Origin of the sequence: Spirillospora sp. CA-128828 (assembly GCF_050945415.1) — a bacterium.
Taxonomy (GTDB): domain Bacteria; phylum Actinomycetota; class Actinomycetes; order Streptosporangiales; family Streptosporangiaceae; genus Spirillospora.
This window is the reverse complement of sequence record NZ_CP191986.1, coordinates 5,566,772-5,584,008: the sequence shown is the minus strand read 5'-3', so window position 1 is coordinate 5,584,008 and position 17,237 is coordinate 5,566,772. Positions and strand designations below refer to the sequence as shown.

17 protein-coding genes are annotated in these 17,237 nt (G+C 68.4%); 6 read left to right on the top strand and 11 right to left on the bottom strand.

What is annotated here, in order from left to right:
- Nucleotides 1-58: 58 nt before the first annotated feature.
- A complete protein-coding gene (locus ACQPXG_RS27220; protein WP_433461952.1) occupies nt 59-217 on the bottom strand; it encodes a hypothetical protein in 159 nt (52 codons plus the stop codon).
- Between the two features lie 173 nt (nt 218-390).
- On the bottom strand, nt 391-1,986 hold the full coding sequence (locus tag ACQPXG_RS27215) for a hypothetical protein (RefSeq protein ID WP_433461951.1): 1,596 nt from the start codon (nt 1,984-1,986) through the stop codon (nt 391-393).
- A gap of 224 nt (nt 1,987-2,210) precedes the next feature.
- Here ACQPXG_RS27215 and ACQPXG_RS27210 point away from each other — a divergent pair, with 224 nt between their 5' ends.
- Nucleotides 2,211-2,888 carry a hypothetical protein gene (locus ACQPXG_RS27210; RefSeq protein WP_433461950.1) on the top strand — a complete coding sequence of 226 codons (678 nt, stop codon included), beginning with the start codon at nt 2,211-2,213 and terminating at the stop codon, nt 2,886-2,888.
- Between the two features lie 245 nt (nt 2,889-3,133).
- Here the strand turns inward: ACQPXG_RS27210 and ACQPXG_RS27205 are convergent, their stop codons facing one another.
- The 3 genes from ACQPXG_RS27205 to ACQPXG_RS27195 are packed head-to-tail and all read right to left on the bottom strand — an operon-like array spanning nt 3,134 to nt 6,122.
- Nucleotides 3,134-3,973 (bottom strand): ABC transporter ATP-binding protein, encoded by an 840-nt coding sequence (locus ACQPXG_RS27205; RefSeq protein ID WP_433461949.1) that lies wholly within the window; start codon nt 3,971-3,973, stop codon nt 3,134-3,136.
- On the bottom strand, nt 3,970-5,046 hold the full coding sequence (locus ACQPXG_RS27200) for a FecCD family ABC transporter permease (protein WP_433461948.1): 1,077 nt from the start codon (nt 5,044-5,046) through the stop codon (nt 3,970-3,972). The genes ACQPXG_RS27205 and ACQPXG_RS27200 overlap by 4 nt, the downstream gene beginning before the upstream one ends.
- Nucleotides 5,043-6,122 carry a FecCD family ABC transporter permease gene (locus ACQPXG_RS27195; protein ID WP_433461947.1) on the bottom strand — a complete coding sequence of 360 codons (1,080 nt, stop codon included), beginning with the start codon at nt 6,120-6,122 and terminating at the stop codon, nt 5,043-5,045. The genes ACQPXG_RS27200 and ACQPXG_RS27195 overlap by 4 nt, the downstream gene beginning before the upstream one ends.
- A gap of 117 nt (nt 6,123-6,239) precedes the next feature.
- Here ACQPXG_RS27195 and ACQPXG_RS27190 point away from each other — a divergent pair, with 117 nt between their 5' ends.
- The 3 genes from ACQPXG_RS27190 to ACQPXG_RS27180 all read left to right on the top strand — a co-directional run bounded on the left by ACQPXG_RS27190 (nt 6,240) and on the right by ACQPXG_RS27180 (nt 10,156).
- Nucleotides 6,240-7,217: an ABC transporter substrate-binding protein gene (locus ACQPXG_RS27190; protein WP_433461946.1), complete on the top strand. Its 978-nt coding sequence runs from the start codon at nt 6,240-6,242 to the stop codon at nt 7,215-7,217.
- 127 nt (nt 7,218-7,344) lie between these two features.
- The gene (locus tag ACQPXG_RS27185) at nt 7,345-8,676 is read left to right on the top strand and encodes a protein kinase domain-containing protein (protein ID WP_433461945.1); all 1,332 of its coding nucleotides are present in this window, start codon (nt 7,345-7,347) and stop codon (nt 8,674-8,676) included.
- Between the two features lie 118 nt (nt 8,677-8,794).
- Entirely contained in the window at nt 8,795-10,156 is a 1,362-nt protein-coding gene (locus tag ACQPXG_RS27180; RefSeq protein ID WP_433469908.1) for an IS256 family transposase, read from the top strand.
- Between the two features lie 903 nt (nt 10,157-11,059).
- Here the strand turns inward: ACQPXG_RS27180 and ACQPXG_RS27175 are convergent.
- Both ACQPXG_RS27175 and ACQPXG_RS27170 read right to left on the bottom strand, forming a co-directional pair.
- Nucleotides 11,060-11,227, bottom strand: coding sequence for a hypothetical protein (locus ACQPXG_RS27175; protein WP_433461944.1), 168 nt, complete (start codon nt 11,225-11,227; stop codon nt 11,060-11,062).
- A gap of 15 nt (nt 11,228-11,242) precedes the next feature.
- On the bottom strand, nt 11,243-11,938 hold the full coding sequence (locus ACQPXG_RS27170) for an SDR family oxidoreductase (RefSeq protein ID WP_433461943.1): 696 nt from the start codon (nt 11,936-11,938) through the stop codon (nt 11,243-11,245).
- 113 nt (nt 11,939-12,051) lie between these two features.
- On the opposite strand from ACQPXG_RS27170, the gene ACQPXG_RS27165 reads away from it, so the two are divergent.
- Nucleotides 12,052-12,627: a TetR/AcrR family transcriptional regulator gene (locus ACQPXG_RS27165; protein ID WP_433461942.1), complete on the top strand. Its 576-nt coding sequence runs from the start codon at nt 12,052-12,054 to the stop codon at nt 12,625-12,627.
- A 499-nt stretch (nt 12,628-13,126) separates the two neighbouring features.
- On the opposite strand, the gene ACQPXG_RS27160 is transcribed toward ACQPXG_RS27165, so the two are convergent.
- Genes ACQPXG_RS27160 through ppk2 form a run of 3 tightly spaced genes read right to left on the bottom strand, consistent with a single transcriptional unit; the run spans nt 13,127 to nt 14,505 of the window.
- Nucleotides 13,127-13,471: a CBS domain-containing protein gene (locus ACQPXG_RS27160; protein ID WP_433461941.1), complete on the bottom strand. Its 345-nt coding sequence runs from the start codon at nt 13,469-13,471 to the stop codon at nt 13,127-13,129.
- Complete coding sequence (locus ACQPXG_RS27155; protein ID WP_433461940.1) at nt 13,468-13,671, bottom strand: CBS domain-containing protein; 204 nt, start codon at nt 13,669-13,671, stop codon at nt 13,468-13,470. The genes ACQPXG_RS27160 and ACQPXG_RS27155 overlap by 4 nt, the downstream gene beginning before the upstream one ends.
- Nucleotides 13,672-13,701: 30 nt before the next feature.
- Nucleotides 13,702-14,505 (bottom strand): polyphosphate kinase 2, encoded by an 804-nt coding sequence (gene ppk2, locus ACQPXG_RS27150; RefSeq protein ID WP_433461939.1) that lies wholly within the window; start codon nt 14,503-14,505, stop codon nt 13,702-13,704.
- 337 nt (nt 14,506-14,842) lie between these two features.
- Between ppk2 and ACQPXG_RS27145 the strand changes: the two genes are divergently transcribed.
- Nucleotides 14,843-15,244 (top strand): hypothetical protein, encoded by a 402-nt coding sequence (locus ACQPXG_RS27145; RefSeq protein WP_433461938.1) that lies wholly within the window; start codon nt 14,843-14,845, stop codon nt 15,242-15,244.
- Nucleotides 15,245-15,688: 444 nt separating this feature from the next.
- Here ACQPXG_RS27145 and ACQPXG_RS27140 read toward each other — a convergent pair whose 3' ends face one another.
- Nucleotides 15,689-16,969 (bottom strand): ankyrin repeat domain-containing protein, encoded by a 1,281-nt coding sequence (locus ACQPXG_RS27140; protein ID WP_433461937.1) that lies wholly within the window; start codon nt 16,967-16,969, stop codon nt 15,689-15,691.
- Nucleotides 16,970-17,237: the final 268 nt, after the last annotated feature.

Here is a 17,237-nt window from a genome sequence, read left to right as displayed (position 1 = left end):
CTCCTCGGCCTGACGCACGATTCGTACAGCAGTTTCCAGGCCTCCTTGCGGCCATCCCTTAGTCGTCGCCGGCATCCACGGGCTTGCGGGGCGGGTCGCTGTCGTTGGGGTTCCTGGTTTTCTGGTTGCGGTGTTCGCGGGCCTCCAGATAGGCCAGGGCGGCGGTCACTGCTCCCAGCACGGCGATCAGGGCATCGGTCGCTGTCCCCAGATCCATCACTGCTCCTTCTGGTCGCCCGGGTTCCGGTGGAGGTCCCGGGTGAAGTACGTGATGGGATCACCGTGCCTGCCGGCCGAGTTGTCCACTGCGGGGGAAAGACGATCCCGCAGGTCGGTGCCGGACAAATACCGGCGGAGCGGGAAGGGTTCAGGAGCGCTGGACGCCGGCGGTCACTTGGGTTCGGTCGCCACCTCAGGGGGCGGGGTGCCCTTGCCGCCCATAGAGGCGTTGTTGGCCACTTCAGGGTTGATGAGGCGTAGGGATCCGGTACACGGGGAGGGCGCGTCGAGGCGGGCGGTGAAGGTGACCTGCCCGGCGGGGAGGCCGAGTTCGTAGAAGTCGACTTCGTGGGTGAGGGGAAGCCGGCCGCTCCGGTCGTGCAGCCGCCAGGTGAGACGGGCCGCGGAGGCACAGGCCTTATCGGGCTGGAAGTCGATGTAACCGTCGAAGACGTAGCCGGGGCCGCTGTGGAAGATGCGCCGGCTCCACGTCTGCTTCATGTGAGGCAGCGCGAAGGTGGAGCCGACCGATTGGCCCGAAGAAATCCGGTAGACCAACGCCTTGCTGCTGTACTGGCGGTTTTTCGATCTCGGCGCGGACATCTGCGAGGGCGTTGCGCCGGAGACGACCCAGGCCGGGGTCATGTTCCTTCGCTCAGTGTTGACAACCGCATCAGCGATGGCGACGACCAGGACCCCGATGAGCCCCACAATCAAGCCTCCCGCAAAGAGGGCAACAGCCGCCCCGACAACGATCCGTCCAAGCAGAGATGCACTGCCGGGGGCCTGTTCGTCGGTCCTCTCAGGATCGTTGGTGCTCTCAAGCTGGCCGGCCTTGGTAGTGGAGTTGCGGGGCGCTGGCAGCCGGGTGGTCGTCTCGTCCTCGTCGGCTTTTTCCTGGACTTGTCCGCGGACAATTCGTCGCTGGTCTGAGCTGGGGGTTTCCTGGTCGGGAGGGTCGATGCCGAGCTGGCGGCGCAGAGCATCGAAGGCACGACCCGTCTCGTCCAGGCGCGCGGAACTCTGTTCCAGCAACGCGTCGTACTCCTCAAGTGTCGGCTCCTGGTCGTGGAACGACTCGATACCCGCGTCGAGCGCCTCTGCCGAGGCGTCCTGCTCCTGTTCCAGCGCCTGCCGGTACCGCTCGGCCCGCTGCAACGCCGCGACCCGCAGGCTCTCGGCCTCCTGTTGGCGATCACGTGCCGCGGCCAGGTTCGCCTCGGCGGTCCGCAGGCGTTTTTCGTACTGGACCAGTTCCGCCCCTGGGGCCGGGGGCTGCCGGCGCTCCAGATCGGCGCATCGGCGCTGCAGCGACACCGTGAGCAGTACCAGGCCCGAGACCAGCCGGGTCATGTTCAGCAATTGCTGCTGAGCGTCGATCATGCTGCGCTGCGCCTGCTCCAGCCGCCGCCGCAACTCCCGCTCGGGCAGGCCCATCTCCAGTGCGGAAAGCTTGCCGGCGGCCGCCCGCTCGGCCTGATCCAGCAGTTCCAGCCCCTGTTCCAGCCGCAACTGCCGCAGCCGGGGCTCAGGTACCAACTCATGCACCAGCTGTTCCAGCAGGTAGCGCGGGATCAGCTCCGACCCGTTGAGGAACCTCGCCCATTGGGTCCGCTTATAGGGAGGGACCCGCTCCACCACTTCCCGGACCGTCACCCCCGAGGTCAGTTTCCGTAGGAACTCCACCAGCTCAGCGGCTTCCTCGGTCTCGGCCCGCAACTTCGGTGGCCGCCCCCGGCGCTTCGGCCGATCCGCATTCCCCGCCACGCCACCTCCTCCGCGTTGCGTCATGATTCTCCGCTATCGCACCCTCGCCTGTTAAGAAGTCGCCCAACTGACGCAACCGGGCAGCAACTGATCCCACGCGAACCGGAGGCTAACCTCTTTTCGTCGAAACCCCGCTGAACGGCCGGGGATCTTGCGGCGTCTGAGGGGTCATGAGTCCCAGGTGCGAACGGTGTGATGGGGCGTTGGTCCCGGTGGAGTTCGGCATGCCCGTCGGTGATGAGCTCTATTGGCGGCACGAACGTCGCGAGATCTACTACGCCGGTGGGTGCATGGGCCCGCCGGAGCCGTGGTGGTGCTGGTCGTGCGAGGGGTTCGCCGACCCCGAACCGCGTCCCGCTCGCTCGATGACGGTAGAGGGCTACCAGCAGTCCGTGCTCGTTCGCATGCGCGAGATCGCTCCGGAGGCGCCGCTGTCTCTGCCGGCGCCCTATGACGACCCGCCGACCCATCTGGTGGAGGAGGCCGTCCGGTGGAGCAACATGCAGTTGCCGAAGATCAAGGATCTGGCGGCGATCCTGGGTGATCCGGTCGGCGGCGGCCCCTCCCGGCACCGGTTCGCCCTGCCGCTCTGGCCCGATTTCTGGCTTGAGCACACGAGCTCGGAGGGAGGGTTCCTGGGCAACCAGCGCGTAATCAACACCGCGGAGTACGTCGTCGACCGCCGATTCGTGCGAAGGTCGGGTGAGCCGATGCGGTCACCCGACGATCTGCGCCCCTGGTCGGTCCTCCGGCTCGAAGCCGAGGCGTTCTTCGGCTGGGAGCCGACCCGGGCGCCCAACAGCTACTACCACATCGTGCCGTTCGAGCTCGACGGGCGCCCCATGAAGGCGTACTTCGTCTACGACCTCCTCCTGCACGTCGAGGAATCCCCGGAGGACTAGCTGATCGTCATCTGCAACGCGCTCAGCGACTTCTTCGAGCACTGGCCTTTCGCAAGCCCGAACATGACCGGACGGTTGACTGCATAGAGGTTGGTGTCAGAGCAGATGGCCGAGGCTCTGTCCGGCCCAGTGATCGCTGGCGCCACGGGAGACTGGGGCCGCGTCCGGCTCGACCGCCCCCAGCGATATCACCCTGCTGATCCTCGCCGGAAACCGGGTGAGAGATCGTGTCGACCCGTTGTGGCTCATGGATCGGCACGGGAGCCGAGCGGGATCACCAGGGGCGCGCCGGTGACCGGGTCTTCGATCACTTTGGCGGGCAGGTCGAACACCGCGTTCAAAAGGTCCTCGGTAAGGATCTCGTTCGGTTCGCCCTGCGCCACTACACGGCCGTCGCGCATGGCGACCAGGCGATGGGCGTAACGGGCGGCCAGGTTGAGGTCGTGCAGCACCATGACGACCGTGCGGCCGTCTTCGTCGTGCAGTCTCTGGAGGAGTTCCAGGACGTCCACCTGGTGGGCGAGGTCGAGGTGGGTGGTGGGCTCGTCGAGGAGCAGCAGCTTGGTGTCCTGCGCCAGCGCCATGGAGATCCACGCGCGTTGCCGTTGGCCGCCGGACATCTCCTCCAGCGGGCGATCGGCGAACTCCAGCATGCCGGTCTTGGCCAGGGCCGCGTTCACGATCTCCTCGTCCCCGGGCGACCACTGCCGGTACCAGGATTGGTGCGGGTGGCGGCCGCGGGCGACCAGGTCGGCGACCGTGAGCCCTTCGGGTGCCTGCGGGGACTGCGGCAGGACGGCCATCCGCCGTGCGACTTCTTTGGTCGGCAGTGCGGCGATGTCGGCGCCGTCCAGCAGCACGCGTCCGTGGCGCGGTTTGAGCAGGCGGCCCAGCCCGCGCAGCAGGGTGGATTTGCCGCAGCCGTTGGGTCCGATGATGGCGGTGATGGCGGCGCTTGCCAGATCGAGGGTCAGGCCGTTGACGACCAGTCGGTCGCCGTATCCGAGCCGCAGCTCGCGGGCGGACAGCCCGGCGGCGGCCTGCCGCTCGGCGGACCGGGCCACGGCAGGGTCGACGTGCTTCACGTGGTGGCCTTTCGCCGGGACCGGACGAGCAGGTAGAGCAGAAAAGGCGCGCCGATGACGGCGGTGACCACGCCGACGGGCAGTTCCACGCCGCCGAACGCGGTCCGCGCGATCAGGTCCGCGCCGACGGTGAGCACCGCGCCGACGACCAGCGACCCGGTCAGCGGGGGCTGCCCGGTCCCGGCCAGGCGCAACGCGATCTGAGGGGCGGCCAGGCCGACGAACTCCACCGGCCCGGCGGACGCGGTGGCGATCGAGGCCAGTGCGACGGCCGCGAGGATCAGCAGGGAGCGGTCCCGGTCGACGCGCAGGCCGAGCGCCCGGGCCGGTTCGTCGCCGAGCCGCAGCGCCCCGAGAGTGAACGCGCCGACGAGGGTGAGCGGGACGAGGACGGCCAGTACCAGCGCGACCGGGCGGACGTGTTCCCAGCCGCGCGCGTTGAGGCTGCCGGTGATCCAGGCCATCGCGCGGCCGGCGTCGTTGACGTCGCCGAGGGTCAGCAGCCACCACTTGACGTTCGCGGCGACGCCGGAGACGCCGATGCCGACCAGGATCAGCCGGTAGCCGTCCAGCCCGTGCCGCCAGGCGAGCAGGTAGACCCCGATTCCGCCGGCCAGGCCGCCGGCCAGGGCGGCCAGCGGGATCCCGACGGCCGCGAGCGCGCCGCCGGCGCCGCCGGCGGCACTGCCGGTCGCGACGATCAGCCCGACCACCACGACGCTGGCGCCGGCGCTGATCCCGAGAGTGTCGGGGCTGGCCAGCGGGTTGCGCGAGATGGTCTGGGTGAGCGCGCCGGCCAGGCCGAGCGCCGCCCCGACCAGCGCTCCGGTGAGGGCTCGAGGCAGCCGCAGCTCCATCACCACGAAGCGGTGCTCCGGGGCGCCGAGCAGTGCGCGGATGACGTCGGCGACGCCGATCGGGAAGTCGCCGCGGCCGATGTTCAGTGCCATCAGCAGCGCCAGTGCGGCCAATCCCGCCAGCACCACCACGGCGGCGCGAGGCCGCACCCGGAACGACAGCCTGCCCGCCCGCGTCGCCGGGTGTCTCTTGGACGAAGTCGCTGGGGAGGTCACAGCCGCACCGGCTTCCTGCGGCGGACCAGTGCGATGAAGAACGGTCCGCCGATCAGCGCGAGCATGATGCCCACCTCCAGTTCGTCCGGGCGGGCCACGACCCGTCCGGCCACGTCGGCGGTCAGCAGCAGCGTCGCGCCGAGCAGTCCGGAGAACGGCAGCAGCCAGCGGTGGTCGGGACCGGACAGCCCGCGCGCCAGATGCGGCACGATCAGCCCGAGAAAGGCCAGGGCGCCGCAGGCGGCGACGGCGGTTCCGGTCAGCAGTGTGATCGCCGCGATGCCGACCGTGCGGGTCAGTCGGATCCGGTGCCCGAGGGAGCGGGCGACGTCCTCGCCGAGTGCGAGCGCGTTCAGTCCGGGCGCGTTCGCCATCGCCAGGACCAGCCCGATGACGACGAACGGCAGCAGCCCGGGCAGCACGTCGATGTCACGGCCTGCCAGGGCTCCTGCCTGCCAGAATCGGTAGGTGTCCATGGCCTGCTGGTCGATCAGCACCAGGCCGGCGACCAGGCCGTGCAACAGCGCGGTGACGGCCGCGCCGGCCAGTGCGAGGGTCAGCGGGGTCGCCCCGCCGCGGCCCGCCCCGCCCAGGGCGAAGACCAGCAGGCTGGCCGTCAGCGCCCCGGCGAACCCGAACCAGATGTAGGTGTTCGGGCCGGTGACGCCCAGGGTGAGGATGGCCAGCACCATCGCGAACGCCGCGCCCTGGGTCACACCGAGCAGCCCCGGATCGGCCAGCGGGTTCCGGGTGTGGCCCTGGACCAGAGCGCCGGCCACGCCGAGTGCGGTCCCGGCCAGCAGCCCGAACGCGGTGCGCGGCATCCGCAGGGATCGGACCACGATGTCCTCCTCGCTGCCCGTCGGATGCAGTACCGCTCCCCACACACCGGACACCGGGACGTACGTCGTCCCGATGACGATGCTCGCCAGCGCCGCCGCAGCGGTCAGCACCACCAGCCCGGCCAGCACCGGTGGCCGGTGCCGGCGCAGCACCCGCAGCCACCGGACGGGCCACGGGCCCGCTCCGGCGCCGTTCCCGGCGCGCGTTCGCACCGGGCGGGCAGGCGCGGTCACGGCGCCCCCTCTCCAGAGGGACCGGACCCCCTCTTACTCGGCAGATCGGAGTGTGATTAGGTAAGCCTCGCCTAAATGAGGCAAGGCTTAGCTAATCGAGGGGAATCTTAGATGAGGATGTCGCCGCTCCGTTACGCGGCTGCCGGGATCACCGCCGCGATGACGGTGCTGGGTCTGTCCGGCTGCGGATCCGCAGGTGACACGGGGGCCGGGAAGACGCCGCTTCGGACCGTCCAGCACGCGATGGGGTCCACCAAGATCTTCACCGAGCCCAAGCGGGTCGTCGCGCTCGACCAGTCCTACGTGGACGCCGCGGTCAGCCTCGACGCCGACGTCTACGGCTACACAACCTACCGCTCGATCAACGAAGGGCTGCCGGACTACCTGGGCGAGGCCGGCCGCCGGCACGCGTCGAAGGCACAGCCGGTCGGCACGCTCACCGAACCGAGCCTGGAAAAGATCAGCGCGCTCAAGCCCGACTTGATCCTTTCGGCCAAGGTCCGCCACCAGGCCCTGTACGGCAAGCTCGCGCAGATCGCCCCGACCGTCTTCAGCGAGACCACCGGCGCCTCCTGGAAGAACAACATCCGGCTCACCGCCAAGGCGCTGGGCAAGGAGCAGCTCGCCGATCAGCGCATCAAGGAGTACGAGACGCGCGCCCAGACCATCGGCGCCGAGATCAAGAAGAAGAACGGCGGGACGCTCCCGGCCATCTCCGTGGTGCGCTTCACCGACGAGCCGACCGTGCGGCTCTACACCGAGAACTCCTACTCCGGAATCGTGCTCAAGGACGTCGGCTTCCCCCGGCCGAAGGGCCAGCCGACCACCGACAAGATCGCGGTCGACATGAGCGAGGAACGGATCAAGGAACTGGACGCCGACCAGATCTTCATCGCCGCCAGCCTCGATGAAGCGGGCAAGGCGGCGCAGGTCCAGGCCAGGTTCAAGAACAACCCGCTTTGGGGCAAGCTCAACGGCGACAAACGCGAAGTGAACGACACCACCTGGATGACCGCCGTCGGCCTGCAGGGCGCGCACTCGGTCCTCGACGACCTGGCGAAGTTCTACGGCGTCGACCCGGCTCGAAAGACCTGACCACACCCCGACGGCCACCACCGCCCAACACCACTCAGGCCTCTCATCGCCGGCCTACTCAATCTCCCTGCTGTGCTGATCTTCGCCATCGCGCTTCAAAACGCTCCGTGATCTAGCAATGACTCCTATGATCATGCCGATCGGAGCGTTTGGAGGATGCGTGCCCGAGCCGTCGCCGCTCTTGCCCACCGACCCTGAGAGCATCGGCCGCTACCAACTGGAAGGCCGGATCGGGGCCGGTGGCCAGGGCACCGTCTACCTGGGCCGGGATGAGCGGGAGCGGCGCACCGCCATCAAACTGCTGCACCCCCACCTGATCACCCACGAGGCGGCTCGCGCCCGTTTCCTGGCCGAGGTCGAGATCGCCAAACGGGTCGCTCCGTTCTGCACCGCCCAAGTACTCGACAGCGGCGTGACCAACGCCCAGCCCTACATCGTCAGTGAGTTCGTCGACGGCCCGTCCCTGCAGACCTCGGTCAAGGACGACGGACCACGAGGTGAGGCGGCGCTCGACCGGCTGGCGATCAACACCGTGACGGCGCTGGCGGCCATCCACGAAGGTGGAGTCGTCCACCGCGACTTCAAACCGGGCAACGTGCTCCTCGGCCCCGACGGCCCCGTGGTGATCGATTTCGGCATATCCCGCGCCCTGGACCTCAGCCAGTCACTCACCAGCAGCCAGGTGGTGGGCACCCCCGGCTACATGGCTCCGGAGCACATCGACGGCCAGACCGCCGGCCCCGAGGCGGACATGTTCGCCTGGGCGGCCGCCATGGTCTTCGCCGCCACCGGCAAGAGAGCCTTCGGCGGCACCTCCGCGTCCGCCGTCGCCCTGGCGGTCCTGCACAGCGAACCCAACCTGGACGGGATCGAAGGCGACCTTGGCGACATCGTCCGCTCCTGCCTGGAAAAAGACCCTGCCCGTCGTCCCACCGCAACCCAGGTAAGCGACCTTCTACGTGGCCTCCGCACGCCACAAGCCGCCACTTCTCCCGCGCCCCCGGACACGTCCAGACCGACATCTAAACCCGGACTGGCGGCAGAAGCCGCACCCGTGCCAAACACCACCAAACCAAACCAAGAACCCCCGGCCGCCACCCAGGCCGACCCCTCGGCGACCAGCCGCAAACGCCGCCGCTTCCAAATCTTCGCCGCCGCGATAACACTCCCGGCAATTATCGCCCTCACCTATTTCCTGGTCCCCAAGCCAGGAGAAGACGAAGCCTCGCACTCCCCGCCGAACGTGCCCTCCACCACTTTCAAAAACCCCGCCCCAAGCGCGCCACAGCCAACCCGATCAGAATCGGCGTCCAACCGTAAACGGACAACATCAAGTCAGCCGAGAAGTTCACACCCATCCGACGGCCCCCAAGAACGAACCAGCCCGAGACCCCCGGGTACCAAAAAGCCCTCCGCCGCAAAACCAAGAACGGGGGTATCTCTTCTCGCGTGGAAATGATCTTGGTGGGTAGATGATCGAGCAGGAAGATCATCCATCGAATTCGGGGGGATTCGAAGCCATGACCGTGGTCGAGGGAAATGGGAGTGTCGCCCAGTCTGGGGCCGGTGCCGGTGGGATGGTGCCGATGTCGGCCGAGAGCCTGGATGTGCCGATCCGGGAACTGCTGAGCGATGAGGTGCTGGATCTGCTGGCCGAGCGGTCCCGCGACGAGGCGGGGCAGTTGCGGCTGACCGGTGAGGGGTCGATGCTCGGCGAGCTGGTCAAGGCCGTCCTGGAGCGGGCGTTGGAGGGCGAGCTGACCGCGCACCTGGGCTATGACAAGCATGATGCGGCGGGGAACAATTCGGGCAATTCCCGTAACGGGCGGGGCAAGGGCAAGACGGTGCAGACCGGGGTGGGCCCCGTCCGGTTGTCGGTGCCGCGGGATCGGGCCGGGACGTTCGAGCCGGTGCTGGTGCCCAAGCGGGCCGGGCGCATCGCCGGCGGCCTGGACGACATGATCATCAGCCTGTATGCGCACGGCATGAGCGTGCGCGACATCCTGCACCACCTCAAGCAGGTGTATGGCACCGAGCTGTCGCACGAGCAGGTCTCCCGGATCACCGATCAGGTGATGGACGAGGTCAAGGCGTGGCAGACGCGTCCGCTGGACCCGACCTGGGCGGTGGTGTTCCTGGACGCGATCGTGGTGAAGGTGCGCGACAACCATGTGGTGCAGAACAAGCCCGCCTACATCGCGGTCGGGATCGACACCGACGGGCACAAGCATGTGCTGGGCATCTGGCTCGCGCGCACCCCGGCCGACACCGCCACCGCCGGGGAGAGCTCGCGGTTCTGGACCTCGGTGACCACCGACCTGCGCAACCGCGGGGTCCGTGACATCCTCATCGCCTGCTGCGATGGCCTGAAGGGGTTCGAGGACGCCATCAACGCCGCGTTCCCGGCCACGGTGGTCCAGACCTGCGTCGTCCACTTGATCAGGAACGCGCTTCGGCCGGTCGCACGCAAGGATGCCGGGGCGGTGGCCAAGGAGCTGAAGAAGGTCTACACCGCCGTGGACGCCGACGCGGCGCTGGAGGCCCTGGCCGAGTTCGCCGACACCGACCTCGGCAAGAGGTATCCCCAGAGCGTGCGGGTGTTCGAGGACGCCTGGGACCGGTTCACGCCCTTCTTCGCCTTCACCCGCCCGGTCCGCAAACTGCTCTACACCACCAACGGGATCGAGTCGCTGAACTACCAGCTGCGCAAGGTCACCAAAGCGCGCGGGCACTTCCCGACCGACGACGCCGTGGTCAAGCTGCTGTGGCTGGCCATCATCAACATCGAGGACAAACGCGCCCGGGAACGCGCCGCCAAGCGCCACAACGGCGACAAGCACGCCTTCTCACCCGCACGCCTGGTCGAAGGACAACGCGCCGCCGGATGGCGCGAAGCACTCAACGAACTCGCCGAGGCCTATCCAGGACGCATCAGGTAAAGCCGACTTCACCTTCTACCCGCAAGGTCTTTCCACACCTGAAGTTACAAGCTCCCAAGAACTCTCGGGACCCTCACCTCGCAGGATCAGGGGAATTATTGCAAAGCCCACGGCTATCCCTATTATGTGGTCCTCAACGACCAGGTCGCCTGCTCAAGGGACCCTGATGGAGACGACGGGACGATAGTCGACGCAACGACCGTCTGCCGCTGGAAGTACTCCAGCCGGCCGAACGTCCACGCAAACGCAAAGACCTGCATCTCAGACCCGTAAATCGAGAGTGCCGACTTTTGGCGTGCTTGTCGAACCAGCCGTTCTCCGAGGCGCTGAGCGCAGCGGCCGAGTCCGGGACTTGAGAAAGGCGCCACTCGTGCGGGAAGGTAAACGGTTCCGGTCTCCGCACACGTGATTGAAGTGCATCGCCAGCTGCAAGTACAGCGCCTGTACTTTGCCGGGACGCTGCTAGTGACCGCGTGGCCCGGCAGCATCGAGAACGGCATCCTGCGCCATTCCGCCAGCTCGATGACGTCCTCCGCCACCTTCGCAGCCGACGTCCTGGCCGTCGTCGGCCCCTGTTCGTGCCGGGATGGTCCGGACGAATCTTGGCCATGTGAACCCTGCCCCCTGGTGCGGTGATGGTGGGTGCGGGAGCGGCGTCGTTCAGCCGATCCGGGCGCCGGACGGAACATACGACGCCTCCATGCCGAACACCGCGACGTAGTGCTCGGCGGTCTCGCACCGCGTGGCGTCGTCACCACCGCTTCGGCCGTCAGCCGTTCCTCGTCGACAATCATGATCGCGGTCTTCGCGCGGCAACCGGAGACGACGAAGGCGAAGCGGCGTCGGCCCTTCTGACCGGCGGACTTGGATCGCCGACGGCGGAACGGAATGAGGCGCCCCGGGTCAGGCCATGCAGAGGCTCCTGGCCTGATAGTGCTCGGGGTGCTTGCGGCGCAGTGCGGCATTGAGCGTGGTGCGGATGCCGAGCGCTCTGACCCGGTCGATGCCGGGGCCTCCGGCGGGGCCGGCGAGGATGATCCTGCGGACAAGGCTGGTGCCGTCTGGGGCCATGGTCTGTGCGATTGCCTAGGCGACGCGGGTCGGGATGGGACCGTGTGCCAGACCCTGGCGGATCTGGCGGGTGAGATCGTCAGCGAGGATCTCGGGAAGGCCCTTGGCGATCCCGTCCAGTGCCTGGGCGGCGACGTCGGCTGGGTCGGCCTTTGGGACGTTGGGCATCGCGGCGGTCATGTCGGTGTCAATGAAGCCGACATGAAGTCCCGAGACCGCGATGCCCCGGGGTTCGAGCTCCTCGCGGGCCGCGTCGGTCAGCGCCCACGCGGCGGCCTTGGCCGCCGCGTACGCCCCGGCCTGTGCCGGATGCAGCCACGAGATCACCGACAGGATGTTGAGGACCGCGCCACCACCGTTGCCCTCGATGACCGGCGCGAATGCTCGAGTCACGGCGAGCGGGCCGTAGAAGTTCGTCTCCAGCTCCCGGCGGACCGCGTCGAGGTCGCCGGCGATCAGGGGCGTGCCGGTGGAGATCCCGGCGTTGTTGATCAGAACCGTCACATTGGTGGCGATCTCTGCGGCGGCTCGGATCGACTCGTGGTCGGTCACATCGAGCCGGAGCGGCGTGACGCCGGGCAGGTCCAGTTCGTCGGGTCGGCGCACCGCCGCGTAGACCGATGCGCCGCGCTCCAGCAGCTGCGTGGCCAGATGGCGGCCCAGGCCCCGGTTCGCGCCCGTGACCATCGCGATCGCGCCGTCCAGTTCCATGTATGCCTCCTCGGCGTCGGGTCCAGACTCGGACCGTCGATATAGATTATGAACATAATCTATAGGGCCAGCATAGGATAGATGACGACCAACATTCAACAAGGAGGCGTGGCATGGGGCGCGTATCACAGGCGCAGGCGCAGGAGAACCGCCGGCGTGTTGTCGACAAGGCTTCCCGGCTCTTCCGCGAACAGGGCACCGAGGTCAGCGTCGCCGACCTGATGAAGGCGGCAGGGCTGACCCACGGCGGGTTCTACAAGCAGTTCGCCTCGAAGGAAGCGCTCATCGGCGAGGCGGCCGCACACGCCTTCGATGAGCACGCCCGCATTCGCGTCGCCGCACTCCAGCAGCACCCCGGTGATCGCGACGCCGCCCGGCGGGCCTTCATCGAGGCCTACCTCTCCATCGAGCACCGCGACAGCGCTGCGGACGGCTGCCCCGTCGCCGGACTCGCCGTCGACATCGCCCGCGGCCACGGCGACGCCGAGGCCCGCCGCATCTTCACCGAACAGGTCGGCGACACCGCCGCCTGGCTCGGCGCGGACGGTGAGGACGGCATCGCCCGGCTGTGCACCATGGTCGGCGCCCTCGTCCTCGCCCGCGCCACCAAAGGCAACCCGCTCTCCGAAGACATCCTCGCCACCGCACGCGCGGCACTGACCGACGACAGCACCCCAACGGGACCATAGACGGCCATGCCGCCGCCGCTCTGCCAGGAACAGCCATCGGCGCCGAGAACGATCATGATGGAGTCGACCATACAGAGCATCTACGCCGTACAGTCTCCGCGATCACACCTCCGTGGTTCGCTCGGCTTTCGTTGACCGCTCCGTCGTGCAGGCACCACCGCCACTGGACAAGGGGCCTCTTGCAGCGCGGTTTGGGTCACCGGCCCCAGGACCATCTGCGGGCGCCGAGCCGATCCCGCGGTCGCCCAGAACCAGTAGCGCCGCGCCGTGGGCGGCGTTGAGCACGGCCCGTCGTGGAGCTTCGACGACGAACTCTGTTTCCAGCGGCACTTCGTTGTGCAACGCGGCCTCCCCGAAGGCGAAGCCGAGGGCCGACTCGCCGGCCGGTGAGCCGTCCACGCCCTCCGGCCGGAGGCCTGATCGGACCGCTACGACCGCAGGCCCGTGCGGCGCCGGTGCGGATGCGCGCTGTCATCCTCGTCGTAGTCGAGCTGGTTGATCATCCGGATGACACCGTCGACGGAGGCCGTGAGGTGTTCTGCGATCGGGACGAGGCTTGCCAGGGGCACACGGCCTCGCGGGTGACCACGCCGTCGCGCACGTCGATCTCCACCTCGGCAGGGTCGACCCAGAGACTGTGGATGATGATCTCGTGGGTCACCTGGTCGCGGATCTGCGCGTCCGTTCTCAGGAAGACGCGCAGCAGGTCGGCGCGGCTGACGATGCCGACCGGCCGGTCATCGGGGTCCACGACCAGGAGTCGCTTGAAGCCGTGGCGGGACAGTGATCGCGCTGCTTCGGCGACCGTGGCGCCCGCGGTCGTGGTGACCGCGGGGGAGCTCATGGCCTCCCCGGCCGTGGTGACCTGGGACCTGACCGATCCAGCCGTTCATGCCCGGAACGCGGCTTCGGGCCCGGCCTCGTGTCCAGGGCGGCCGCCGTCTTGCGGAGTAGGTCCGCCTCGGTGACCACGCCGAGGACACGCCCCTCGCCGTCCACAACGGGCACCCCGCTGATCTCGTGCTCGGCGAGATTAGTGATCACGTCCTCGCTGAGCTGGGGCGGGTGTGGTGGTCATCCGGGCAGGGTGGCGGAGTGGTCGGGCACGTAGGTCTGCATGTCGCGCGGCGACCGCTCGTAGCCCTTCGGAGGAGGCCGCTTGGGCAGCCGGAGGGCCGGAGGTTCCACTGTGTGGTAGGGGATCGTCGACAGCAGGTGAGCGATCATGTTGATCCGTGCGCGCCGTTTGTCCTCGCTCTCCACGACGTACCAGGGCGCCTCCGGAATGTCGGTGTGCAGGAACATCTCGTCCTTGGCGCGCGAGTAGTCCTCCCAGCGGGTGATGGACTCCAGGTCCATCGGGGAGAGCTTCCACCGTCGCATGGGGTCGTCCAGCCGGCTGCGGAAGCGGCGCTCCTGCTCGGCGTCACTCACCGAGAACCAGTATTTGCGCAGCAGAATGCCGTCCTCGACCAGGAGCCTCTCGAAGATCGGGCACTGGTGGAGGAACCGCATGTACTCCTGCTTGGTGCAGAAGCCCATGACGCGCTCGACGCCCGCCCGGTTGTACCAGGATCGGTCGAACAGGGCGATCTCGCCGGCGGCGGGCAGGTGCTCGATGTAGCGCTGGAAGTACCATTGCGTGCGCTCGCGGTCGGTCGGCGCGGGCAATGCCACGATCCGGGCGACGCGAGGGTTGAGGAACTCGGTGACCCGCTTGATCGTGCTGCCTTTGCCGGCCGCGTCCCGCCCCTCGAACACCACGACGACGCGGGCACCCTCGGTGCGCACCCATTCCTGCAGCTTCACAAGCTCTGCTTGAAGGCGGGCCAACTCCGGCTCGTACACATTTCGGGGCAGCCGCTTCGATTTGCTCATAAGGCATCCTTACCCGCGGTCACGAGAGCCGGCCGGCTGACACGGGCCGGCGCGATGTCCGCGACGGCAGACGAAGGCCGGCCGTCCGAAGCTGCGAGTGCCGCCCCGCTCCCGACCCCACGGGCCGATGGGCGGGCGACTGGGCGCGCGCCCAGCCGGTACGAGATGCCTGCGCGTCATCCTCTGGCTCGTCTCGAACCGTCTCCGCGAGACCGCCGCCGATCCCGCAAGCTCCCTCGGCTGGGTGGTTGTACGGCGGGCCGGCCACAGGACGGTTAATCCCTGACGCCCGTGTATCGCCACGGGCGCCTACGCAACGCAAAGGAGATCGATCCCGATGAGGCGTTCCTTCACTATCCCCGGCAGCGTCGTCGGCATTGTCCTCGGTGGCATCCTGGGCGGCGTCCTCGGCGGCGGCTCCCCCGGCGTCGCCGCCGGCCTCGTCGGCGCCTTCCTCGGCGGCGCCACCGGCGGCATCACCGCCGGCGACAAATTCGGCAACCTCGTCAGCGGCATCGCCGGTGACATCGCCTCCACCGTCGCCGTCGTCCTCGGCGGCGCCGTCGCCGTCGTGCTCGGCGGCGTCCTCACCGGCGCCATGGGCGGCGTCGCCGGCATCTTCGGCGGTATTGTCGGCGGTTTCTTCGGCGGTTTCTTCGGCGGCGGCATCGTCGGCGACTTCCTCGTCGGCCGCATCGTCCGCCACGTCGTCGTCCGCCGCCAACGTGACGACGACTAACTCGCCCGCGGGGCCGCCATGCGGCTGCGTGGCGTGCAACCAGAGGACCGGCTTACCAGGCTAGTCCTCCCAGCGTTGACTGGTCCCGTGGCTGAAGCCACGGGACCAGACTCTGTAAGGCCCTTCCCCATCGCACGCGTGCTGGGCCTCATCGGGCGGTCGGGGTCCGGCCGCGCCGGTACCGCGCCACCCTCTCCACCACCATCGCGGCACGCGCGGGCACCGTCCCCGGCAGCTGCGCCTGGAGCGGCTTCTACGGGGCCGGTGTGGGGGGAGATGGCGCATGACACGGTCCGGGCGCGCTGGCTGTGGGCACGGCGGGATCCGATCGAGGCGGTGTACGAGGCGCCGTGGACGGACGCTGCAATCCGCCGGGTCGCACGGACGCGAGCGGTACGTCGTGCAGGCAGGTTGACCTGGACCGAATCCTTTTGCTTGGTCAGGTCAGCGTTGGGAGTGGAAGGTGCGGAGGCGCTCAACGACCGGTTGGTAGTTGGGATGCTCGCCTTTGGTGAGCCAGTGCTCGGCCAGATCCAGGGCGGTACGGCCTCTCCAGTCTGGGGTGTCGTCCGCGCCCTGGTTCAGGATTTCCTCCACCAGGGCGAGGAGGATGTCGCTAGCCACCTCGTGCTCGTAATACCCGTAGCGGTCGAACAAGGCGTGCAGGGCGCCTTCGGTGCTCGCGCCGGACTCGACTCGGAATCTCACCTCGTTCACCCGGATCTCCAAGTCCTCCCTTGACTCATAGGGCAGGTCCCGCAAGAGCGTGGCGAGGCGGTGTTCCGCGTAGTGCATGGTGTGGGCGCCGTGTTCGGTCAGAATGCGGATCGCCTCCTGCGGGTAGGGGCGGGTCCTGATCGCCAGGTCCAGCAGGCGCGTGGCGCGCCGGTTGGGCGCGTTCACAGGCGCTCCCGCTTCGACCAGCATACGGAGGGTTCGCCAGTGATCGTCGTGTTCGATGCGGTCGGCGATGGGCTCGACGGTCTGGCCGCGGCCGAGGGCGGCGAAGTGCGGGGCGTTGCCGCCCTCGGCCTGCAGGGCCGGGTCGGCCCCGGCGGCGAGCAATGCCCCCACAACGTCCGGGCGGCGCCGCGCGACCGCGTGGTGCAGGGGGGACATGCCGCGGTCATCGAGCGCGTTGACGCTCGCGCCGACGGCGATGGCGGCTTGGACGGCCGCCGGATCATTCGCCTCCAGCAGGGAACGGTCGGCGGGTGAGAGCGCACCGGTCGGGCGAAGTTCCAGGACGGCGTATGCCTCATCTTGATGCGGGGAAGAGGCCCTGGTCAGAAACACGAAGCGGGCCGCCGCAAAGCGCCGGGGGGCGGCACCCAGGTAGGGATCATTCCAATGGTCCTCGGTCAGGACGTCCATGAGCGCGATGCGGCTGAGCACGGTCAGCGCGAATATCCGCCGTTCCCGCGCCTGGATCTCGCCCAGCACGGGAAAGTCTTCCTCCGCATCCGCTTGCTCGGCCAGGAGGTCCCCGATCACATCGGTGTCGAAGGGGCTCTCGGCCGCGCGCGCCAGCAGGTCGAGGGCCCCGTACACAGAGGAGGCCTCGCCGAGCACACGGACACCGGCCAGGTCATCCTCCTCGCCTGCTACCTCCGTATCCTCCTCCGGGTCGTACATGACCGCGGCGTAACGCCCGCCGCAGAGTTCGGGGCGCAGCCGCCCCGAATCGGCTTCGGCCAGGCAGCGCAGCAGCTCGTCAAGGTCCATGGTCGTGGAGTCTGCACCAAGCCGACCCACCCCGATACCGTGACCGTCTGCCACGGGTAGGCCGGGGACGTAAGGCGCAGTAGGGTGCCGCCGGCCAGGGTGAGTTCGATGACGTAGCGGAAGGCATCGCCCGCTTGCACTGCCCGGGGCCGGTGGTGGGAGCAGCGTGCTCCCGGTTTCGCGTCCAACTGCGTTGAAATGAGAAAGCCCAGGTCGACGTCTATGGCCTGACCTGGGCTTGTGTGGTTGGGCGATACTCGGATTGGAC